Genomic DNA, 20,797 nt, shown 5'->3' on the forward strand with positions numbered 1-20,797 from the left:
GCTTACGGCGAGATATAGCCGAGACGCGCCTTCAGCGATTGCGGACGGCCCTCGAACAGCGCCGCATAGTAGACCGTGTTCGACAACACGTTTTTCACGTAATCGCGGGTTTCCTGGAACGGAATGGTTTCCGCGAAGATGGCGCCCTCGACGCCGCCCTGCAAAGTCTGGCGCCATGCGCGCGGGCGGCCCGGCCCGGCGTTGTAGCCCGCGGTGGCGAGCACGGCGGAGCCGTCGAACTGATTGTAGATCATCGACAAATAATTCGTTCCGAGCAGGATATTGGTGTCGAGATCGTTGAGCTGGTCGCGCGACAGGGGCCCGAGGCCGATCTTCTTCGCCACCATCTGCGCCGTGGCCGGCATGATCTGCATGAGGCCGCTCGCGCCCACGCCCGATTTCGCATTGAGAATGAAACGCGATTCCTGGCGAATCAGGCCGTAGGCCCATTCGACGTCGAGGCCGCTCGTTTGCGCGTCGCGCTCCACGACGTCGCGGAACGGCGCGAGATAGCGCAGCGAGAAGTCGTGCTCCGTTTGCGTGCGGTCGGCCGTGTTGACGGTGCGGTCGAGCAACTGGATGCGTTTCGCGTATTCGGCGACGGCGAGCAGTTGCCGATCGCTCATGCCGCGCAGCGGCCAGTTCCATTCGCGATTGCCTTCGAGCCGCAGGTTCAGCGCGTAGAAGCGCTGCGCGAGCGCGAAGCCCGGCGTTTGCGCAGCCTGGGCGATTTCGGCGTCGCTCACCGTGGTCTTCGGCGGGATGGTGATCTTCTGGCCGAGTTCTTCGGTGGCGAGCTGGCCGTAGAAGTGATAGCCCTGCGAAATCGACGCGAATTCCTGGTTCGCTGCGCCCGTTTCGCCGGCCTGTTTGAGCGCGCGTGCGTGCCAGTACACCCACGACGGCTGCGCGCGCAGCGCGGCCGGCATCTGTTCGATCGACCAGCGCACCATGGTCCAGTCGCCGCCCAGCAGCGCGGCGCGCGTACGCCATTCGTAAGCCGGGTTCGAGAGAGGCGCATTCGCCGAGAGGCGGTACCAGCCGAGCGAAGCGGGCAGGCGCTTCAACGCCCCTTGATAGCCGATCGTGCCCCAGCCTGTCGCGCGCTCCGGCGAACTGAGCTGCGGTGCGACAGTGGCGAAGGTGGCCGCTGCCATGGCCGGATCGTTGGCCGCCATCACGGTGACGGCGAGCAGCGCGAGCTGGTGCGATTGCGGGTCGGCGGTGACGCCTTGCGCGAGCGTGAGCGGCGGCGTGCTCACGGCCTGGCTGAACGCGCTCGGGTCGGGGCGCTGCGAAAGGCCGTCGAGCAGCTTCGCGCCGGTCGAGGTCTGGTTCTGCTCGTAGGCGAGGCGGATCTGCTGCCACACGTCGTCGCTCGAGAACTGGCCTTTGATGGCAAGCGCGGTGATGAGATCGACGCAGCCGTCGCCGTAATAGCGCGGCTCGGTGAGCAGCGCACGCGCGTCGTTCGCGACGTTCTCGCCGCGCGCCGCACGCGACTCCAGCGCGTAGCACTTCACCTGCGTGTCGTCGTTGAGCACGAAGCGCGAATATTGCTGGTCGAAATTCGTCCAGTCGTGGCGCGCGCCGAGCACGGTCAGATAGTCGTTGCGCATGCGGTCGGCGATCGCCTGACCGTCGTAGCGCTGCAGGAACGACAGCACCGGCGCGTCGGGCGCGTCGATGCGCGCATGGCCCTGCGAATCGAACAGCTGCGGCTTGAGCTGGAAGTATTCGAGGTATGACGGCGCCGGGTAGTCGGGAATCATCGCAGCGAGTTGCGCGGCGCGCGCGGGATCGTTGTTGCGCGCGGCTTCGCGAAGCTGGATGAAAGTCTGATCGTCGTTGGAAAGGACTGCGCCTATGGGCAGTGCGACGGGGCGCACGGCGTCCGCCGTGCTGCATGCTACGAGTGCCGCGGCAGTCAGTGCGAGACCGACCACGCGATATACTCGGACAAGGCGTTTGGACATCGTTATTTCTGGAGCGCGAGGTGAACCCAAGCATAGCACGCAACCCTCACACGGAATCCAAAAAGGACTGGCGTGCAAGGCTGCTTCCTCGGCGAATTGAGGCGGCTTCCGACGTGGCAATCGGTGCGGCACTCGCGGCTCGTCTCGATGTGCTCGTCGCGCAATTTTCGCCGCGTTCGATCGGGTTCTACTGGCCCTTGCGCGGCGAGTTCGATGCGCGCGCCTGGATCACCGCCTGGCTCGCCGCCGATGCGTCACGCCGCGCCGCCCTCCCCGCCATTCCCGAGCGCCATACGCCACTCGTCTTTCACGCCTGGACGCCCGATGCTCCGATGTGCGAAGGCCATCACGGGATCCTCGAGCCGCAATCGCAGGAAGTGATCGTGCCTGATCTTCTTTTCGTGCCCTGCGTGGGTTTCGATCGCGACGGCTATCGCCTCGGTTACGGCGGCGGCTACTACGACCGCACGCTGGCCGCCTGGCCGGGCGTTGCGTTGCCCGTCACGGTTGGCATTGCGTATGAAGCATGCCGCATCGACGACGGCGTGCTTGCGCGCGAGGCGCACGACCTGCCGCTCGACGCCGTGGTGACGGAAGCCGCCACGCACCTTTGCCAACGTTCACGTGAACGTTGAACGCTGAACGCGCCTTGATCGCTCAGAGCGAAGCCGCCGCGCGCGCGGCCGTGTCATAGAGCCCCGACGCATTGCGCATGAGTTGCGCGGCATCGCCGATCTGCTGATTCGTGAGGCCGCTTTCCTTGAGCGTCGCGATGAGGCAGCTCTCGCGCACGTCGCGATAGCGCAGGCACAGCGCCTGGCCTTCCGGCGTGACCGAAAAGAAGACTTCCTTGCCGGTCTTTTCGCTTTTTACATACCCTCTTGAGACGAGCTTCTTCAACGCATACGTGGCCACGTGCGTGTCCTCGATGTTGAGCACGAAGCAGATATCCGCGAGCTTCTTGCGCCGCTCGCGATGGCCGACGTGATGGAGCAGCGACACCTCGATCGGCGTCATGTCCTTCACGCCCGCCGCCGACATGCAGCGCACCATCCAGCGGTTGAACGCATTGCTCGCCATGATGAGCGCGTACTCGAATTCGGAAAGCTCGGCGCTCGACTCGGAGACGAGATGTTCGGACGAAACGATCTTGGTCGGCTGGCGCGACATGGCAGATAACCCGGTAGTCGGTGTTCGAAAAGGCAAAGCGGCGTGGCGTGAGTGTAATTGCAGCGCGACTGCCGTGCGCCTGGCGAAAACGCTTATTGATAATTTGTAGATATTTTATCGACAATGTACGCTAGGAAGGAATGGCACCGGCACCGCCTGTGCATCTTTCGTGCGCTTATTTCCGACCGGTCGAACCGTCCCTTGATCGATCCAACATGCCGAATTCTGACCCTCGCATTTTTCCTCTCGGTGACGAAGCGCTCGTCTGCGAAGCGCCGCCGCCCGCCACGCTCGAGGTCCAGCGCCGCGTCTGGGCCGTCGCCGCGCTGGCGCGCGGCTGGGCGCCGGTGCGCGAAGTGGTGCCCGGCATGAACAACCTGACGATCACCTTCGATCCGCTCTCGGCCGACGCCGCGGCGCTCGCGCTCGCGCTGCGCGACGCATGGCGCGAGGCCGAAGACGCGAGCGCGGCAGGCCGTGAAGTCGAGATACCCGTGGTCTACGGCGGCGAAGACGGCCCCGATCTCGAAGCGGTCGCGCAGCATTGCGCGCTCGCCGCCGCCGACGTCGCCGCGCGCCATGCCGCGGGTGTCTACACGGTGTTCTTCCTCGGCTTTCAGCCCGGTTTCGCCTATCTCGGCGGTCTCGAACCCGCGCTGCACACGCCGCGCCGCCGCGAGCCGCGCCTGGCCGTCCCCGCCGGATCGGTGGGCATCGGCGGCGAGCAGACGGGCATTTATCCGGCCGCCTCGCCAGGCGGCTGGCAACTGATCGGCCGCACCGCCGCGAAGTTGTTCGACCCTTCGCGCAATCCGCCTTCGCTGCTCATGCCTGGCGACCGCGTGCGTTTCACCATCGCGGAGCTCCACGCATGATCGAAGTATTGCGCGCGGGCCTGCTCACCACGGTCCAGGATCTCGGCCGCCCCGGCTACCGGCATCTGGGCGTCGCCACCGGCGGCGCGCTCGATACGCTCGCGCTCGAAGTGGGCAACCGTCTCGTCGGCAACCGGCCCGACGCCGCCGGCGTGGAAATCACCTTCGGCCCCGTCGCGCTGCGCTTCGCGCGCGCCACCCGCATCGCCATTACCGGCACCGACTTCGGCGCGACGCTCGGCGGCCGCCCGGTCTGGTCGTGGTGGAGCCTGCCCGTGGCCGCCGGCGAGGAACTCGTGCTGAACGGCGCGAAGCGCGGCATGCGCGCCTATGTGTGCGTGGCCGGCGGCGTCGACGTGCTGCCCATGCTCGGCTCGCGCAGCACCGACCTCGCGGCGGGCTTCGGCGGCCTCGCAGGTCGCGCGCTCAAGGACGGCGACCGTCTCGCCACGGGCGCCTCGTTCGCGCCGGGCCGCGAGCGCGCTGCGCTCGACCCGGGCGCGCCGGCCTTCGGCGTGAAGGCGCCCGTGTGGTGCAACTTCGCGCTCGCGGACGAGCCGCATCACCGGCGCGGACGCCATCCGGACGGCATGGCCTGGGCCGTGCCCGTGCGCGTGCTGCGCGGCCCCGAGTACGACAGCTTCACACCCGAGGCGCAGCGCGCGCTCTGGTCCGACGAATGGCAGATCACGCCCAACAGCAATCGCATGGGCTTTCGGCTCACGGGCACGCCGCTCGTGCGCGCGAACGGCGTGGATCTGCTGTCGCACGCGGTGCTGCCGGGCACGATCCAGGTGCCGCCGAGCGGCCAGCCCATCGTGCTGATGGCCGACGCGCAGACCACGGGCGGCTACCCGAAGATCGGCTCCGTGATTCGCGCCGACTGGTGGAAGCTCGCCCAGGTGCGGCTCACCGGTGGCGTGCGTTTCGTGGAAGCGACGCCGGCCGCCGCGCGCGCGGCGCTGGAAGAGGAACGGGCGTATTTGCGGCAGATCGACACCGCGATCGCCATGCACGACGAACGCCTTGCGAACCGCCGCGCGAACGCGGCCGCGAGCGCGTGATTTTCAAGCACCATCGGTAAGACAGGCAGTAAGAGGAACCCATCATGACCACCATCGATCTGAACGCCGATCTCGGCGAAGGCTGCGGCTCCGACGAGGCGCTGCTCGACCTCGTGAGCTCCGCCAACATCGCGTGCGGCTGGCACGCGGGCGGCGCCAACGCCATGCGCGAATGCGTGCGCTGGGCCGTGGAGAAAGGCGTGTCGATCGGCGCGCATCCGAGCTTCAACGACCCCGAGAACTTCGGCCGCAAGGAGATGAACCTGCCGCCCGAGGAAATCTACGCGGGCGTGCTGTATCAGCTCGGCGCCCTCTCCGCCATCGCCCAGGCCGAAGGCGGCCGCATCGCCCACGTGAAGCCGCACGGCGCCCTCTACAACCAGGCCGCGCGTGACCCGCAGATCGCCGAGGCCATCGTCTCCGCGGTGCACGACTTCGATCCGTCCGTGACGGTGTTCGCGCTCGCGGGCAGCGGCCTCGTGACGGCGGCGCGCGAGGCGGGGCTCGTCGCGATCGAGGAAGTGTTCGCCGACCGCGGCTATCGCGCGGACGGCTCGCTCGTGCCGCGCAGCGAGCCGGGCGCGTTGCTCGACGACGAAGACACTGTGCTCGCGCGCACGCTCGCGATGATCCGCGAGCAGCGCGTGCAGGCCGTGAACGGCGCCTGGGTGCCGCTGAACGCGCAGACCATTTGCCTGCACGGCGACGGCCCGCACGCGCTCGCGTTCGCACGGCGCATCCGCACGGCGCTCGACGACGCAGGCATCGGCGTGCGCGCGGCGGGGGCCGGCGAAGTTTGACCCACGCGCGTTCGAACGCAGCAAAGCGCGCGGCATGCGCCGCGCGCCGCTAGAGACGTATCACCGAAGGTTTTCACAAGGCAAACCCCCGGCAGCGCAAGCTTGCCAGGCGTAGTTGTACCGAGCAGGTTCGTAGTTGTGCGAACGGCCGTCAGAGCCGTGAAGTCAACGCCGCTATCCGCGGCAATCAACGACAAGCCAATACGTTTGGAGATCTACATGCAGAGCACCGTCAACTTATGGCCGCTGATCGGCGTGGCCGTCATCATCGCCGGCTTCTTGCTACGTTTCAATCCGATGCTGATCGTCGCCGCGGCGGCCGTCGTCACCGGTTTCGCCGGGGGTTTTCCGGTCGCGAAGATTCTCGCCGCCATCGGCACCGGCTTCATCAAGACCCGCAACATTCCCCTCATCATCCTGTTGCCGCTCGCCGTGATCGGGCTGCTCGAGCGCCACGGCCTGCGTGAGCGCGCACAGATCTGGATCGGCAGCATCAAGGCGGCCACCGCCGGGCGTCTGCTCATTGTCTATCTGCTCGTGCGCGAGTTGACCGCCGCGGTCGGCTTGACGGGCCTCGGCGGTCATCCGCAGATGGTGCGCCCGCTCATCGCGCCGATGGCCGAAGGCGCCACCGAAAACCGCTTCGGCAAGCTCTCCGACGCCGTGCGCTACAAGCTGCGCGCCTACTCGGCCGCGACCGACAACGTGGGTCTCTTCTTTGGCGAGGACATCTTCGTCGCGTTCGGCGCGATCGTGCTGATGGTCACGCTGCTCAAGGAAGCGGGCGTTTCGGTCGAGCCGATCCACGTGGCGTTCTGGGGCATTCCCACGGCGATCTGCGCGTTCCTGATTCACGGCTTCCGGCTCTGGCTGCTCGACCGCAAGCTCGAACGCGAACTGGGCGCCATGCGCAACGCGAGCGACGCAAAGGCTGCAAACCGCGCACAAGGAGACGAAGCATGACGCTCACCCTCAATTGGCTCTTCTGGCTGCTCGGCATCGTGCTGCTGATCGTCGGCGGCATGATCGTGATGGATCGCGAGCATCCGCGCCGCTTCACGGCAGGCGGCTTCTGGCTGCTCTACGCGCTCATCTTTCTCGTCGGCGACCTGCTGCCCGCCGAAGTCGTAGGCGTGCTCGTGCTCGCCATGGCGCTGATCGCCGGCCTCGGCGGCGTGACGGCCGCGAAGCCCAAGGTGCTCGCGCTCGAAACGCGTATCGCCAGCGCGAAGCGACTGGGCAACAAGCTCTTCGTGCCCGCGCTCACCATTCCCGTCATTACCGTCGTGCTCACGCTCGCGGCCAGCCATCTCGTCTTCGGCGGCAAGCCGCTCTTCGACCCGAAGAACGTCACGCTGATCGGCTTCGGCATCGGCTGCGTGATCGCGCTCGCGATTGCCTGCATCATCACGCGCGACAGCGTCGGCCAGTCGATGAAGGAAACGCGCCGCCTCGTCGACGCGCTTTCGTGGGCCGCCGTCCTGCCGCAGATGCTCGGCATGCTCGGCCTCGTGTTCTCGGACGCGGGCGTCGGCAAGGCCGTCGCGCACGTGACGACGTCGTACATCAACATGGACGTGCGCTTCGTGGCCGTGGTGGTCTATTGCGTGGGCATGGCGCTCTTCACGATCATCATGGGCAACGGCTTCGCCGCGTTTCCGGTGATGACGGGCGGCGTGGGCGTACCGGTGCTGGTGGGCGTGTTCCACGTCAATCCGGCGATGATGGCCGCCATCGGCATGTTCTCGGGCTACTGCGGCACGCTCATGACGCCGATGGCCGCGAACTTCAACATGGTGCCCGCCGCGCTGCTGGAGCTGCCCGACAAGAACGCGGTGATCCGCGTGCAGGTGCCCACGGCGCTCGGCATCCTCGCGGCGAATATCGTACTGCTGAACGTGTTCGGGTTTTGACCCGCGTACGCATGCGCTCGCAAGAAGAGCCGGCGAAAGCCGGCTTTTCCGCATTCAGGCCGCGCGCGAGCACAAGATGCGAGCGCAAAGGCCCGGCCTGGCTCAACCCGGGTCGACGTTGAACCCACGCTGGCGCAACAGCTGGAGCACGCCTTTAGGTCCGCCCAGATGCAACGCGCCGACGGCGACGAAGAGCGGCTTGTTGGGCGCCACGTACTGCTGCATGCGCGAAACGAAGCGCCGGTTGCGCTCGTAGACGATGCGGTTGTCGACCGACGCCGCCACCCGCGCGTCGTGCGAGAGCTTTTCGGTGCGCGCCGATTCCCATGCGGCGATCGCGTCGGCGTCGCCCACGCGCCACAGGTGCAGCAGCGTCTGCACGTCGGACACGTTTTGCGCCGGCGTCTGCGCGAGGTCCTGGGCGAGCATCTCGCGCTGCTGCGCGAGGCTCAGATTCGTAAAGGCGCGCATCTGCTCGCCGAGCGTCTCCAGGCCGACGATGCGGCGGCCCTTCCAGCGCAGGAACACGTTCTGCAACTGCGCCTCGGTGCCGAACTCGGTCTGCAGGCCGGCGCTCAGCGAATCGTAGGTTTCCACCAGCAGCGAGGCGAGCCACGGCCGCATCTTGCGGATCTCGGCGAGCGCCTCGGGATTGCCGCGCATGCGCGCCTCGAGTTTCTGCCAGAGCGGATCGGGCAACAGGCCCGGCAGGCAGGGCCGTTTGCACACCCCGTATTTCGAGACGTCGTCCTGGGAAACCAGCAGATCGTCGGGGGAAAGCTCGAGCGCGAGAATGGGCGACGCGGCGAGCGCCGCGAGAATCTGCGGGCGAAACGGCTGGGCGGGCGGGTAGTCGGCGGGGTCGCCCACATGGAGCGTGCCGAGCAGATAGATCGTGAGGTTGCCGCGCGTGGCGACATAGAACGGCATGCGCGCAGGCTGGGTGCGCACCGGGCCGCCAGCCGTCGTGCCCGATGCGTAGCTCGGCACGGCGGGCGCGGCGTGAAAGCCGGGAATGCCGCCGTTCGCGCCGCGTGAGGTGCCGGGCGGCATGGGCACGGCCGGATGCACACCGGGCGTGTTGGCGACGGCGCCGCCGGCGAACGCCGGGCCCGAGGCGCCCGCGAGAACGCCGATCGCCAGGACCAGCGTGAGCGCCGCGCGCGCCGCAGCGCTCGACGCCTGCTTCAACGCCGCACGCAACGCCACCGCGAATGCCACACCAAAAGCCACACCGAATGTCACCCGAACAGCCGTACCCAGCCCGGCCGCCACGATAACGGCGGCAGCCGGAACGATTGAAAGAGCGGCGGAGAAAACGGTGGGAAAACCAGTGAAAAAGGCGGCACGACGGCCGCCCATCAACTGGCGGCGCGTAGCAATAAAACGACGCGCCGCCGTCGCTTCAGGCCGGCATGGGCCGCCCATCCTCTTCCCCCACCTCCTCTGCACGATGGCAGGATACCTGACGGCCGTCCACTTCGCGAAGAACAGGCACTTCCTTACGACACCGCTCGACTGCGTATGGACAACGTTGATGGAACGTGCAACCAGACGGCGGGTTGAGCGGCGAAGGCAATTCGCCCTCGAGCTTGATCTTCACGCGGCGGTCCGCTTCGAAGATCGCGGGCGTGGCCGAAAGCAGCGAGCGCGTGTACGGATGGCGCGGCCGCGAGATCACCGTGTCCTTGTCGCCCAGTTCCGCCACGCCGCCCAGGTACATCACCATCACGTCGTCGGCGATGTGCTCGACCACGGCCAGGTTGTGCGAAATGAACACGTAGCTCGTGCGGAACTGCTCCTGCAAGTCCATGAACAGATTGAGAATCTGCGCCTGGATCGAGACGTCGAGCGCGGAAACCGGCTCGTCGGCCACGACGATCTGCGGGTCGAGAATCATGGCCCGCGCGATCGCCACGCGCTGGCGCTGGCCGCCCGAGAACATGTGCGGATAGCGCTTGGCATGCTCGGGGCGCAGGCCGACGATGCGCATCATGTGCGCGATGCGGTCCGCGCGCTCGTTTGCCGTGAGGCGCGTGTTGATGGCGAGCGGCTCGCCTAGCGTCTGCTCCACGGTCTTGCGCGGATTGAGCGAGGCGAACGGATTCTGGAACACCATCTGCACGCGGCGGCGCAGCGCGGCGATCTTCGCGGCGTTTGCGTGCGCAACGTCCTCGCCGTCGATGGTCAGCTTGCCCGCGGTGGGCGGCTCGATCATCGTGAGCTGGCGCGCGAGCGTCGATTTGCCGCAGCCGGACTCGCCCACCACGGCGAGCGTGCGCCCGCGCGTGAGCGAGAACGACACGCCGTTGAGCGCCTTCACGGTGCCCGTGCCGAACATGCCGCGCTTGACGGTGTAATGCTTCTTGAGATCGTCGGCGACGAGAACCTTGTCGTCCTGATGGTCCTGACGAGCCGCGTGTTGCTGGACTGCGTTCATCGCGCGCCTCCACTGGATTGAGTCACCGCCGCGTTCAGCGGCTTGATGCAGCGCACTTGCGCGTAACCGCTTTCATCGGTCACCGCGTCGAGCGCGGGCCGCGCCTTCATGCAGTCATCCACCACATACTTGCAGCGCGGCGCGAACAGACAGCCGCTCGGCCGGTCGTCGCGGCCGGGCACCATGCCGGGCAGCGCGGCAAGCCGCATCGCCCCCTTGTTGTGCTCGGGAATCGCGGCGAGCAGCGCTTCCGTGTACGGATGATGCGGACGCGAAAAGATATCCGGCACGCGGTTCGTCTCGATGATCTCGCCCGCGTACATCACGGCCACGCGTTGCGCGACTTCCGAAACCACGGCCAGATCGTGCGAAATCAGCACGAGCGCCATGCCGCGCTCCTTCTGCAGACGCACGAGCAGTTCCATGATCTGCGCCTGGATCGTCACGTCGAGCGCCGTGGTGGGCTCGTCGGCGATCAGCAGCTTCGGGTTGCAGGCCACGGCCATGGCGATCATCACGCGCTGGTTCATGCCGCCCGACATCTGGTGCGGGAAGTTGTCGATGCGGTTCTTCGCGTCGGGAATGCCGACCTGGTCGAGCAGTTCCAGCGCGCGCGCGTTGAGCGCGGAGCCGCGCAGCCCTTCGTGCAGCTTGAGCACTTCCTTGATCTGATAGCCGACGGTGTAGCTCGGGTTCAGGCTCGTGAGCGCGTCCTGGAACACCATGGCGATGTCCTTGCCGACGATGCGGCGGCGCTCCTTGCCGGTGGCGTTTAGCAGATCGCGGCCGTCGAAGGTGATCGAATCCGCGCTCACCTTGCCGGGGGCGTCGATGAGGCCCATCAGCGCCATCATCGTCACGCTCTTGCCCGAGCCCGATTCGCCGACGATGCCGAGCACTTCGCCAGGCGCGACCGACAGATTGACGCGGTCGACGGCGGGCAGGCCGTTGAAGTTCACCGCCAGATTACGGATGGTCAAAAGTTCGTTGTTCATGTCAGTCCTCGCCGGGCCGCCCCAAGAGGACTGACGCCCCCTCGGGGGGCAACGACCGAAGGGAGTGTGGGGGTCGTTTTCATGTCAGGCCATCCGCTTGAGCTTGGGATCGAGCGCGTCGCGCAGCCCGTCGCCGAGCAGGTTGATCGCGAGGACCGAAATGAGGATGGACAGACCCGGCATCGTGACGATCCACCATGCGCTGTCGATGTAGTCGCGCGCCGAAGCGAGCATCGCGCCCCACTCCGCACGCGGCGGCTGCACGCCGAGGCCGAGGAAGCCGAGCGCGGCGGCGTCGAGAATCGCCGAGGAAAAGCCGAGTGTCGCCTGCACGATGAGCGGAGCCGTACAGTTGGGCAGCACCTGCGAGAACATCAGGCGCAGCGTGCCGGCACCGGCCACGCGCGAAGCGGTCACGTACTCCTTGTGCAGTTCGCCGAGAGCCGAACCGCGCGTGAGACGCACGTAGCCGGGCAGCGCCACGATCGCGATCGCGAGCATGGTGTTCGTGAGACCCGGTCCGATGATCGCGACCACGGCCACCGCGAGCAGCAGCGAAGGCAGCGCGAGCAGCACGTCCATGAGACGCATGATCGGCGTGTCGGCCCACTTCTCGAAGAACGCGGCGACGAGCCCGAGCACGATGCCCGGAACCAGTGCGAGCACGACCGAGACGCAGCCGATCCACAGCGAAAGCCGCGCGCCGTACATGAGACGCGAGAGGATGTCGCGGCCCGCTTCGTCGGTGCCGAGGATGAACTTCCAGTTGCCGCCGTCGAGCCAGGCGGGCGGAATCTTCACGTAGTCGCGGTATTGCTCGATGGGGCTGTGCGGCGCGATCAGCGGCGCGAAGATCGCGATGACGATCAGCGCGAGCACGATCACGCCCGCGCCCACGGCGCCCCTGTTGCGCGAGAAGTTCGCCCAGAATTCGCGCAGCACGAGCGCGCGGCCCGAAGGCGGCGTGACGGCGCGAGGCACGGTGTTCTGAATGTCAGCCATCATGCCTCCTGGTGTTGAATAGTGTGTTGTGGGGTTCGCATTTTCATGGCTCGCTTACCTCGTATGTCGAATGCGCGGGTTGAGCACGCCGTACAGCAGATCGACGAACAGGTTCACGACGATCACGAGCGTCGCGATCATGAGAATGCCGCCTTGCACCACCGGGTAGTCGCGCCGGCTGATCGCGTCGATCAGCCATTTGCCGATGCCGGGCCAGGAAAATAGCGTTTCAGTGAGCACCGCGCCCGCGAGCAGCGTGCCGACCTGCAGGCCGATCACGGTCACCACGGGAATGAGCGCGTTGCGCAGCGCATGCACGACGATCACGCGCACGGGCGAAAGACCTTTGGCGCGCGCGGTGCGGATGTAGTCCTCGCGCAGCACTTCGAGCATGGACGAGCGCGTCATGCGCGCGACCACGGCGAGCGGAATCGTGCCGAGCACGATGGCCGGCAGGATCAGGTGGCTCAGCACCGACCTGAACGCGCCTTCGTCGGTGCCGGGCAGCAGCGAATCGATCAGCATGAAGCCGGTCACGTGCGGAATGTCGAATTCCACCGCGATGCGGCCGGACACCGGCGTCCAGCCGAGTTTCGACGAGAACACCATGATGAGGATGAGCCCCCACCAGAAAATCGGCATGGAGTAGCCGGTGAGCGCGGTGCCCATGACGCCGTGATCGACGGCAGTACCGCGCCGCAGCGCCGCGAACACGCCGGCGGGCAAGCCGATCACGAGCGCGAAAACGAGCGCGCAGATCGACAGCTCGACGGTGGCGGGAAAGCGCGCGAGAAACTCGCCCATCACGCTCGTGTTGGTGATGATCGAGGTGCCGAGATTGCCGTGCACGGCGTGCCAGACGTAGTGCACATACTGCATCGGCAGAGGCTCGTCGAGCCCCAGGCGGTGCATCGCCTCGGCGTGCATTTGCGGATCGACGCCGCGCTCGCCCATCATCACTTCGATGGGGTCGCCCGGAATCAGGTGGATGAGTGCGAACGCAAGGATGGTGATCCCGATGAACGTGGGTATGACCATGCCGATGCGGCGCAATACGAAGCGGAACATGTGGTGTTCCCCCAAAAGCTTGAAATGAAACGCAACCGGCGACAGGGGCTCGTGACCCCGGTCGCCGGACCATTTTCCGCCGGTCCTGGCTGATATGCGGACCGAGCGGAAAGTCTTACCCGATTATCCTTACTGCATGCCCACGCCGTCGAAGCGCGCGTAGCCAAGCGGCTCGATGCGCATGTCGGTCACCTTCTTGCTGACCGGCTGATAGACGGTCGAGTGAGCGATCGGCGAGAACGGCAGTTGCTTCGCGAAGATCTGCTGCGCTTCCTGGTAGAACTTGGTGCGCTGCGCCACGTCCGAGGTCTGACGGCCCTTCTGGATCAGGTCGTCGAACGGCTTGTAGCACCACTTGCCGAAGTTGTTGCCGTTCACGGCTTCGCAGCCGAGCAGCGTGCCGAGCCAGTTGTCCGGATCGCCGTTGTCGCCCGTCCAGCCGATCAGCATCGAATCGTCTTCGCCTGCGTGAGCGCGCTTGATGTACTCGCCCCAATCATACGTCACGATCTTCGCCTTCACGCCGATCTTCGCCCAGTCGGCCTGGATCATTTCGGCCATCAAGCGTGCGTTCGGGTTGTAGGCGCGCTGCACGGGCATGGCCCACAGCGTGATCTCGAAGCCGTTGCCCTGACCCGCCTTCGCGAGCAGCGCCTTGGCCTTTTCCGGGTCGTACGAATTGGCCGGCAGGTTCTTGTAGTACGACCACTGCGTCGGCGGCATCGGGTTGGTTGCGAGCTGGCCCGCGCCCTGGTACACCGAGTCGATGATCGCCTTCTTGTTGATCGCCATGTCGAGCGCGTGGCGCACGTCCGCGTTATCGAGCGGCTTGTGCGTGACGTTGTACGACAGGTAGCCCAGGTTGAAACCCGGCTGCGACGGCATCGCGATGTTCGGCTCGGCCTTCAGCGGCGCGATGTCGGCGGGCCGCGGATAGCTCATCACCTGGCATTCGTCGCGCTTGATCTTCTGCACGCGCACGCTGGCGTCCGGCGTGATCGAGAAGATCAGCTTCGAGAGCTTCACAGCGCCCGGCTTCCAGTAGTCAGGGTTGCCGTCGTAGCGGATCGTCGCGTCCTTCGTGTAGCTCTTGAAGATGAACGGACCCGTGCCGACCGGGAACTGGTTGATGTCGGCGGCCTTGCCGGCCTTCATCAGTTGATCCGCGTATTCAGCCGAGAGGATCGAGGCGAATTCCATCGCCATGTTCTGGATGAACGGCGCGTTCGGCTCGTTCAGCGTGAACTTGACCGTGTACGGGTCGACCTTTTCGACCTTGGCGATCAGCTTGTCGAGGCCCATGTCGGTGAAGTACGGGAACGACACCGGGTACGCCTTGCGGAACGCATTGTTCGGGTCGAGCATGCGGTCGAACGAGAACACGACGTCGTCCGCATTGAATTCGCGCGTGGGCTTGAAGAACGAGGTGGTCTGGAACTTCACGCCATGACGCAGATGGAACGTGTAGGTCTTGCCGTCCGGCGAAACGTCCCACGATTCTGCGAGACCCGGTTCGACCTTGGTGCCGCCGCGCTCGAATTCGACGAGGCGGTTGTAGACGGTGAACGTATTCGCGGTGAAGTCGGTGCCGGTCGTGTATTGGGCCGGGTCGAAGCCAGCGGGGCTGCCTTCCGAGCAGTAGACGAGCGTCTTGTTCGGAATGCTTTGCGCGGCGTGCGCGAGCGGGGCTCCAGCAATCGATGCCGCTGCGAGCGCCACGAGAGACGTCATTCGTGCAGCACGCAACAGTTTGTTTTCTTTCATGTTTCCTCCAGTTCAGTGCCGGCTTGCGCCAGCGTAGCGCGATCTTACACAGCAGGTGCCGCAGTCACAAGCAAGCCAAAAGTCCCGTCGCTTGTGGAAAACGCCGGGTTGACAGGCGTTGAGGTTGCAGCATGCTGCGGTGCAACGTAGCTTCACCCTTCTTTTTCTCTTGCCGATCAGGAACATAGCGCGCCGAAATGACGCGCGCAGCCGGGGCGCGCAGCCTTGCTGATGCAAATCGCGCAATCGCATCTCAATAAAAAACCGCGCGGCCCGGGAGTCCGGGAACCGCGCGGTTTGTTGCCGTTTGGCGGGTCGAGCGTGCGGGCCCTAGAAGCCCAGCCGCTCGCAAATGGCCTTGGTGGCCGGCGCCGCGTTGAGCGTGTAGAAGTGGATGCCCGGCACGCCTGCCTCGACGAGACGGCGGCACAGGTCGGTCACCACGTCGAGCCCGAATGCGCGGATCGACTCGCGATCGTCGCCGAAGCTTTCCAGACGCTTGGCGACCCAGCGCGGCACTTCGGCGCCGCACATCTCCGAAAAGCGCATGAGCTGCGAGTAGTTCGTGATCGGCATGATGCCGGGCACGATGGGAATATCCACGCCCAGTTTCTTCGCGTCGTCGACGAAGCGGAAATACGCGTCCGCGTTGAAGAAGTACTGCGTGATCGCCGAATTGGCGCCCGCTTTCACCTTTTGCGCGAACGCTTCGAGGTCGTGACGCGGCGAACGCGCCTGCGGGTGGTACTCGGGATACGCGGCCACTTCGATGTGGAACGCGTCGCCGGTCTCCTCGCGGATGAACGCGACGAGTTCCGACGCGTAGCGCAATTCGCCCACCGCGCCCATGCCCGAGGGCAAGTCGCCGCGCAGCGCCACGATGTGGCGGATGCCGTGCGAGCGGTACTCGCCGAGAATCGCGCGCAGGCTCTCTTTCGAGGAGCCGATGCACGAGAGATGCGGCGCCGCCTCGATGCCAGCCTTCGCGATGTCGACGACGGTGTCGAGCGTGCCCTGTTGCGTCGAGCCGCCCGCGCCGAACGTCACCGAGAAAAACTTCGGCTTGAGCGTGGCAAGTTCCGCCCGCGTAGCGCGCAGCTTTTCCAGGCCGTCCGGCGTCTTCGGCGGGAAGAATTCGAATGAGAGTTCGATCGGTTTCATGTTGATGAGGCCAGTGAGGCCGGGCCGCGAACGTGGGCGGCCCGGCCCGCGTCAGCCGAGGCTGCGGTTGCCGAAAATCAGCGCCGACAGCAGCCACGACACGATGCTGTACAGGATCGAGCCGAAAAATGCCGACCAGAAGCCCGACACCTCGAAGCCCTTGAGGAGCGACGCCGCCAGCCAGAAGCACAGCGCGTTCACCACGAGGATGAAGAGGCCGAGCGTGAGGATGGTCACGGGCAGCGTGAGCACGATCAGCAGCGGGCGCAGCACGGCGTTGATGAGTCCGAGCACGATCGCGACGATGAGCGCGGTGCCGAAACTGCGAATATGGATCGACGGAACGAGCCAGGTGATGATCAGGAGCGCGAGCGCGTTGATCAGCCAGGTCAGCAGCACGGTCATAAGGACTCCTTTTGCGTCGTTGCTTTTGTATCGCCAGGTGCCGGCGGCGGATGCCGCCCGCAGTCCCCACGCGTTGCGCGCGCAGGGATTGGGGTCAGCATCCGCCTGACCGCTTAAAGCGGGCTTAAAACAGCAGCCCGCTTTGTATCGCGTTGTATCGGCTTAATAGCGATAGTGGTTCGGCTTGAACGGACCGTTCTTGTCGACGCCGATGTACGAAGCCTGGTCGTCCGACAGCACGGTCAGGTTCGCGCCGATGCGCGCGAGGTGCAGGCGTGCAACCTTTTCGTCGAGGTGCTTCGGCAGCACGTACACCTTGTTCTCGTACTTCTTGCCTTGCGTAAACAGTTCGATCTGCGCGAGCGTCTGGTTCGTGAACGAGTTCGACATCACGAACGACGGGTGGCCCGTGGCGCAACCGAGGTTCACGAGGCGGCCTTCGGCCAGCAGGATCACGCGCTTGCCGTCCGGGAAAATGATGTGGTCGACCTGCGGCTTGATGTTTTCCCACTGGTACTGGCGCGTCGACGCGACATCGATTTCCGAGTCGAAGTGGCCGATGTTGCAGACGATCGCGTTGTGGCGCATCGCCTTCAGGTGATCGTGGTTCAGCACGTGGTAGTTGCCCGTGGCCGTCACGAAGATGTCGGCCTTGTCGGCGGCGTATTCCATCGTCACGACGCGGTAGCCTTCCATCGCGGCCTGCAGCGCGCAGATCGGATCGATTTCCGTGACCCACACCGTGGCGCCGAGACCGCGCAGCGACTGCGCGCAGCCCTTGCCCACGTCGCCGTAACCGGCCACGACCGCGATCTTGCCCGCGATCATCACGTCGGTCGCGCGCTTGATGCCGTCCACGAGCGACTCGCGGCAGCCGTAGAGGTTGTCGAACTTCGACTTCGTGACCGAGTCGTTGACGTTGATGGCCGGGAACGGCAGACGGCCTTCCTTCTCCATCTGGTACAGGCGGTGCACGCCGGTCGTGGTTTCTTCGGTCACGCCCTGGATGTGCGAAAGGCGCTTCGAGTACCACTGCGGATCGACGTCGAGGTGCGCGGCGATCGACTTGTAGAGCGCAACTTCCTCTTCGTTCGTCGGCTTGGCGATGACCGAGCGGTCCTTTTCAGCCTTCGAGCCGAGGATCAGCAGCAGCGTGGCGTCGCCGCCGTCGTCGAGGATCATGTTGGCGAACTCGCCGTTCGGCCATTCGAAGATGCGGTGCGAGAACTCCCAGTATTCGTCGAGCGATTCGCCCTTGAATGCGAACACCGGCACGCCGCCCTGCGCGATCGCGGCGGCGGCGTGGTCCTGCGTCGAGAAGATGTTGCACGAGGCCCAGCGGACGTCGGCGCCGAGCGCGGTGAGCGTCTCGATCAGCACGCCCGTCTGGATCGTCATGTGCAGCGAACCGGCGATGCGCGCGCCCTTGAGCGGCTGCTGTGCCTTGTACTCTTCGCGGGTTTGCACGAGGCCCGGCATTTCGGTCTCGGCGATATTGAGTTCCTTGCGGCCCCAGGCGGCAAGCGACATATCGGCGACGATGAAATCTTTGGCTTGATCTTGCGGAACTGCGGCGTTCATCACGCCCTCCTTTCTAAAAGTGACTAGAAATTAAAGACGTGAGCGCCGTTTCAGTGCGGTTGATTCAGTGGATTCAACCGGATTGAAGCACTTTCGAGCCTGGCGGGTTACAGAAAACCCGTCGCAACGCTCCTCGAAAGCGAGCCGAGATTGTAGCAAATCGGGATGGCGTCCGCGCGCGTGCGCATTGCCGATAAAAGCGGGCGCGAACGCGCCCGCAGGACTTTAAACCGGCAAGAAACTGAGCGCCGGCGCGAGCAGCACCATCACCACGCCCGCGATCATCATCGTGAGGCTCGCCACCACGCCTTCTTCGCTGCCCAGCTCGCGCGCCTTCGCCGTGCCCACGCCGTGCGCCGCCGCGCCGAAGAGCGCGCCGCGCGCGAGGCGCGTGCGCAGCGGCACGAGGCCCAGCACCAGTTCGCCGAACAGCATGCCGCACACGCCCGTGGCGATCACAAAGAGCGCGGTGAGGTCACGCGGCGCGTGGATCTTGTCCGACACCGCGAGCGCGAACGGCGTGGAGATCGAGCGCGTCATCAGGCTGCGCTGCAGATCGGGCGACAGGTGCAGGAGCTTGGCCAGCGCGAGCGAACCGCCCACTGCCACGACGATGCCGACCGTCACACCCACGGTGAGCGAGATCCAGTGGCGCCTGAGCAGGTCGCGGTACTCGTAGATCGGCACCGCGAAGGCCACGGTGGCCGGCCCGAGCAGCCACATGAGCCAGCGCGTGTCCTGGAAGTACACGGGGTACGGAATATGGAGCACCAGCACGAACACGCCGAGCACGGCGGGCACCGCAACGAGCGGCGTGAGCCAGGGCGAGCGAAAGCGCGCATAGAGCGCCTTCGAGGCGAAATAGAGCGCAACGGTGAGGATGAAGCAGCCGGCGGCGATGAGCCGCGCCGCGTCGTCGGCGAACAGGGACGAATAAAACGTGTTCATGACGGAATCATCCTCACTCTATTCAGGACGTTGCAGCCTCAAGCCCGCGCCAGATGGCGCGAGTGCCGCGAATCGCGCACGCGGCGCAGCGCGAGGCGCCGCTCGAGCTTCGCGGCCTGTTCGACCGCAAACGCCACGGCCACCATCACCATCAGCGTGCCGCCGACCACGACGAGCGCGAGTCGCCAGCCATCGGCGCGAAAGAGGCCGCCGTACTTCACGGCTGCGACGGCAGCCGGAATGAAGAACAGCAGCATGTCGGAAAGCAGCCAGTCGGCGCCCGCCTTGACCCAGCGCGGCGTGACGCCGCCGCAAAAGAGCAGTGCGAGCAGCAGCACGAGGCCCACCACGCCACCCGGCACCGGCAGGTGCGTGAAGCGCGTGAGGGCGTCGGCGGCGTACCAGACGCCTGCGAGCAGCGCCGATTGCACGGTAATGCGGCCGATACGGCGCCCGAAGCTCGACATGCCGCCCGCTTTACGCTCGGCGTTTTCGGAGACTTTCGCGGTCGCGTTGGAGGTAGTCATGGCAAACCCTAAGTGACACTGGAATGGAAGTCAGTATAGGGTGCAGCGCAGCATAAACATAATGACTTAAGATCATCTGCTACATTCCATATTGGAATGCACCAACTCAGCACCCGGCTGAGCGTGTTTTCTGCACATTTGTGGAGTCCCGATCGTGGAACTGCGCGCGCTTCGCTATTTCATCGAGGTGGTGCGGCAACAGAGCTTCACCGCCGCGGCCGAAAAACTGCATGTCACCCAGCCGACCATCAGCAAGATGGTGAAGGCGCTCGAAGACGAGACCGGCACCCAGCTCCTGCTGCGCGACGCGCGCCAGATGGTGCTCACCGACGCCGGACGCATCGTCTACCAGCGCGGCCAGGACGTGCTCGCTGCGCAGGCGCAGCTCCAGGCCGAACTCGCCGATCTCGGCACCCTCGGGCGCGGCGAACTCACCATCGGTATCCCGCCGATGGGCGGCTCGCTCTTCACGCCCGCCATCGCCACGTTTCGCCAGCGCTATCCGAAGATCGAGCTGAAGCTTTTCGAGCAGGGGTCGCGTGCCATCGAAGCCGCGCTGATCTCAGGCGAGCTGGAACTGGGCGGCGTGCTGCTGCCCGTCGATCCCGCACTGATCGACGTCCTGCCGATCTCGCACGAGGTGCTGTGGCTCGTCGCGCGGCGCGGCTCGCGCTGGGACAACAAGCTCGCCGTGCCGCTCGCGGAGCTGGCCGGCGAGCCGTTCGTGTTCTACGGCGAAAGCCTCGCGCTCAACGACGTCGTGCTGAACGCGTGCCGCACGGCCGGCTTCGTGCCGCAGGTGGTGGGACGTAGCGGCCACTGGGACCTGATGGCCGCACTCGTGCTCGCGGGCGTGGGCATTGCGCTGCTGCCCGCGCCGTACGTGCGCCGGCTCGACGCCGAGCGCTTCACCTGCCTGCCCGTGAGCGAGCCGCAGATCACCTGGGACATGGCGATCGGCTGGAAACGCAGCGGCTATCTCTCGCACGCGGCGCGCGCGTGGCTCGACGTCGCGCGCTCGGAATACGGCAAGCCCTTCACGTTTCTCGACGACTTCGTGCACCCGCCGGGGATGGAAAAGCAGCCGGGCAAGCCTGGCTGAAACCTG

General features: G+C 65.7%; 20 protein-coding genes and 1 riboswitch. Of the genes, 7 read left to right on the plus strand and 13 right to left on the minus strand.

Annotated elements, in window-relative coordinates; all coding sequences use genetic code 11:
* Positions 1–2: 2 nt before the first annotated feature.
* Positions 3–1,976, minus strand: a complete 1,974-nt coding sequence (locus BFD71_RS12870; RefSeq protein ID WP_069264266.1) for a lytic transglycosylase domain-containing protein — start codon at positions 1,974–1,976, stop codon at positions 3–5.
* Positions 1,977–1,984: 8 nt separating this feature from the next.
* Between BFD71_RS12870 and BFD71_RS12875 the strand changes: the two genes are divergently transcribed.
* Positions 1,985–2,611 (plus strand): 5-formyltetrahydrofolate cyclo-ligase, encoded by a 627-nt coding sequence (locus BFD71_RS12875; RefSeq protein WP_083245248.1) that lies wholly within the window; start codon positions 1,985–1,987, stop codon positions 2,609–2,611.
* Between the two features lie 22 nt (positions 2,612–2,633).
* Here the strand turns inward: BFD71_RS12875 and BFD71_RS12880 are convergent, their stop codons facing one another.
* Entirely contained in the window at positions 2,634–3,146 is a 513-nt protein-coding gene (locus tag BFD71_RS12880; protein WP_028212076.1) for a winged helix DNA-binding protein, read from the minus strand.
* Positions 3,147–3,361: 215 nt separating this feature from the next.
* Between BFD71_RS12880 and pxpB the strand changes: the two genes are divergently transcribed.
* The 5 genes from pxpB (at position 3,362) to BFD71_RS12905 (ending at position 7,798) form a co-directional block, all read left to right on the plus strand.
* Entirely contained in the window at positions 3,362–4,021 is a 660-nt protein-coding gene (pxpB, locus tag BFD71_RS12885; RefSeq protein WP_069264268.1) for a 5-oxoprolinase subunit PxpB, read from the plus strand.
* Positions 4,018–5,085 (plus strand): biotin-dependent carboxyltransferase family protein, encoded by a 1,068-nt coding sequence (locus BFD71_RS12890; RefSeq protein ID WP_069264270.1) that lies wholly within the window; start codon positions 4,018–4,020, stop codon positions 5,083–5,085. Before pxpB ends, BFD71_RS12890 begins: the two co-directional genes overlap by 4 nt.
* Before the next feature lie 44 nt (positions 5,086–5,129).
* A complete protein-coding gene (gene pxpA, locus BFD71_RS12895; protein WP_069264272.1) occupies positions 5,130–5,885 on the plus strand; it encodes a 5-oxoprolinase subunit PxpA in 756 nt (251 codons plus the stop codon).
* A gap of 219 nt (positions 5,886–6,104) precedes the next feature.
* Positions 6,105–6,848: a DUF969 domain-containing protein gene (locus BFD71_RS12900; protein WP_069264274.1), complete on the plus strand. Its 744-nt coding sequence runs from the start codon at positions 6,105–6,107 to the stop codon at positions 6,846–6,848.
* Positions 6,845–7,798 carry a DUF979 domain-containing protein gene (locus BFD71_RS12905; protein WP_069264276.1) on the plus strand — a complete coding sequence of 318 codons (954 nt, stop codon included), beginning with the start codon at positions 6,845–6,847 and terminating at the stop codon, positions 7,796–7,798. Before BFD71_RS12900 ends, BFD71_RS12905 begins: the two co-directional genes overlap by 4 nt.
* Before the next feature lie 102 nt (positions 7,799–7,900).
* Here BFD71_RS12905 and BFD71_RS12910 read toward each other — a convergent pair whose 3' ends face one another.
* The 11 genes from BFD71_RS12910 to BFD71_RS12960 all read right to left on the minus strand — a co-directional run bounded on the left by BFD71_RS12910 (position 7,901) and on the right by BFD71_RS12960 (position 19,629).
* The gene (locus tag BFD71_RS12910) at positions 7,901–9,043 is read right to left on the minus strand and encodes a TraB/GumN family protein (RefSeq protein WP_256094654.1); all 1,143 of its coding nucleotides are present in this window, start codon (positions 9,041–9,043) and stop codon (positions 7,901–7,903) included.
* Positions 9,044–9,203: 160 nt separating this feature from the next.
* A complete protein-coding gene (locus tag BFD71_RS12915; RefSeq protein WP_069264281.1) occupies positions 9,204–10,238 on the minus strand; it encodes a peptide ABC transporter ATP-binding protein in 1,035 nt (344 codons plus the stop codon).
* Positions 10,235–11,233: an ABC transporter ATP-binding protein gene (locus BFD71_RS12920; RefSeq protein ID WP_069264283.1), complete on the minus strand. Its 999-nt coding sequence runs from the start codon at positions 11,231–11,233 to the stop codon at positions 10,235–10,237. The genes BFD71_RS12915 and BFD71_RS12920 overlap by 4 nt, the downstream gene beginning before the upstream one ends.
* 84 nt (positions 11,234–11,317) lie before the next feature.
* Complete coding sequence (locus BFD71_RS12925; RefSeq protein ID WP_069264285.1) at positions 11,318–12,235, minus strand: ABC transporter permease subunit; 918 nt, start codon at positions 12,233–12,235, stop codon at positions 11,318–11,320.
* 54 nt (positions 12,236–12,289) lie between these two features.
* Complete coding sequence (locus BFD71_RS12930; protein ID WP_069264287.1) at positions 12,290–13,303, minus strand: ABC transporter permease subunit; 1,014 nt, start codon at positions 13,301–13,303, stop codon at positions 12,290–12,292.
* Positions 13,304–13,432: 129 nt separating this feature from the next.
* On the minus strand, positions 13,433–15,067 hold the full coding sequence (locus tag BFD71_RS12935) for an ABC transporter substrate-binding protein (RefSeq protein ID WP_069264289.1): 1,635 nt from the start codon (positions 15,065–15,067) through the stop codon (positions 13,433–13,435).
* A gap of 330 nt (positions 15,068–15,397) precedes the next feature.
* Entirely contained in the window at positions 15,398–16,228 is an 831-nt protein-coding gene (gene metF, locus BFD71_RS12940) for a methylenetetrahydrofolate reductase [NAD(P)H] (protein WP_069264291.1), read from the minus strand.
* A gap of 51 nt (positions 16,229–16,279) precedes the next feature.
* Positions 16,280–16,633: a phage holin family protein gene (locus BFD71_RS12945; protein ID WP_028203399.1), complete on the minus strand. Its 354-nt coding sequence runs from the start codon at positions 16,631–16,633 to the stop codon at positions 16,280–16,282.
* A 162-nt stretch (positions 16,634–16,795) separates the two neighbouring features.
* Positions 16,796–18,214: an adenosylhomocysteinase gene (ahcY, locus tag BFD71_RS12950; protein ID WP_069264292.1), complete on the minus strand. Its 1,419-nt coding sequence runs from the start codon at positions 18,212–18,214 to the stop codon at positions 16,796–16,798.
* A gap of 33 nt (positions 18,215–18,247) precedes the next feature.
* Positions 18,248–18,355: riboswitch (S-adenosyl-L-homocysteine riboswitch) on the minus strand.
* 84 nt (positions 18,356–18,439) lie between these two features.
* Positions 18,440–19,162 carry an LrgB family protein gene (locus BFD71_RS12955; protein WP_069264294.1) on the minus strand — a complete coding sequence of 241 codons (723 nt, stop codon included), beginning with the start codon at positions 19,160–19,162 and terminating at the stop codon, positions 18,440–18,442.
* A 38-nt stretch (positions 19,163–19,200) separates the two neighbouring features.
* Positions 19,201–19,629: a CidA/LrgA family protein gene (locus tag BFD71_RS12960; protein ID WP_069264709.1), complete on the minus strand. Its 429-nt coding sequence runs from the start codon at positions 19,627–19,629 to the stop codon at positions 19,201–19,203.
* Between the two features lie 214 nt (positions 19,630–19,843).
* On the opposite strand from BFD71_RS12960, the gene BFD71_RS12965 reads away from it, so the two are divergent.
* Positions 19,844–20,791: a LysR family transcriptional regulator gene (locus tag BFD71_RS12965; RefSeq protein ID WP_069264295.1), complete on the plus strand. Its 948-nt coding sequence runs from the start codon at positions 19,844–19,846 to the stop codon at positions 20,789–20,791.
* Positions 20,792–20,797: the final 6 nt, after the last annotated feature.

It is taken from the genome of Paraburkholderia nodosa (genome assembly GCF_001718195.1).
Taxonomy (GTDB): Bacteria; Pseudomonadota; Gammaproteobacteria; order Burkholderiales; family Burkholderiaceae; genus Paraburkholderia; species Paraburkholderia nodosa_A.

Coding starts and splice junctions, on each gene's coding strand:
- BFD71_RS12915 (WP_069264281.1), bottom strand. CDS start 10,238: ATGAACGCAGTCCAGCAACACGCGGCTCGTCAGGACCATCAGGACGAC.
- pxpA (WP_069264272.1), top strand. CDS start 5,130: ATGACCACCATCGATCTGAACGCCGATCTCGGCGAAGGCTGCGGCTCC.
- pxpB (WP_069264268.1), top strand. CDS start 3,362: ATGCCGAATTCTGACCCTCGCATTTTTCCTCTCGGTGACGAAGCGCTC.
- BFD71_RS12945 (WP_028203399.1), bottom strand. CDS start 16,633: ATGACCGTGCTGCTGACCTGGCTGATCAACGCGCTCGCGCTCCTGATC.
- metF (WP_069264291.1), bottom strand. CDS start 16,228: ATGAAACCGATCGAACTCTCATTCGAATTCTTCCCGCCGAAGACGCCG.
- BFD71_RS12900 (WP_069264274.1), top strand. CDS start 6,105: ATGCAGAGCACCGTCAACTTATGGCCGCTGATCGGCGTGGCCGTCATC.
- ahcY (WP_069264292.1), bottom strand. CDS start 18,214: ATGAACGCCGCAGTTCCGCAAGATCAAGCCAAAGATTTCATCGTCGCC.
- BFD71_RS12935 (WP_069264289.1), bottom strand. CDS start 15,067: ATGAAAGAAAACAAACTGTTGCGTGCTGCACGAATGACGTCTCTCGTG.
- BFD71_RS12905 (WP_069264276.1), top strand. CDS start 6,845: ATGACGCTCACCCTCAATTGGCTCTTCTGGCTGCTCGGCATCGTGCTG.
- BFD71_RS12880 (WP_028212076.1), bottom strand. CDS start 3,146: ATGTCGCGCCAGCCGACCAAGATCGTTTCGTCCGAACATCTCGTCTCC.
- BFD71_RS12930 (WP_069264287.1), bottom strand. CDS start 13,303: ATGTTCCGCTTCGTATTGCGCCGCATCGGCATGGTCATACCCACGTTC.
- BFD71_RS12890 (WP_069264270.1), top strand. CDS start 4,018: ATGATCGAAGTATTGCGCGCGGGCCTGCTCACCACGGTCCAGGATCTC.
- BFD71_RS12955 (WP_069264294.1), bottom strand. CDS start 19,162: ATGAACACGTTTTATTCGTCCCTGTTCGCCGACGACGCGGCGCGGCTC.
- BFD71_RS12920 (WP_069264283.1), bottom strand. CDS start 11,233: ATGAACAACGAACTTTTGACCATCCGTAATCTGGCGGTGAACTTCAAC.
- BFD71_RS12925 (WP_069264285.1), bottom strand. CDS start 12,235: ATGGCTGACATTCAGAACACCGTGCCTCGCGCCGTCACGCCGCCTTCG.
- BFD71_RS12870 (WP_069264266.1), bottom strand. CDS start 1,976: ATGTCCAAACGCCTTGTCCGAGTATATCGCGTGGTCGGTCTCGCACTG.
- BFD71_RS12960 (WP_069264709.1), bottom strand. CDS start 19,629: ATGTCGAGCTTCGGGCGCCGTATCGGCCGCATTACCGTGCAATCGGCG.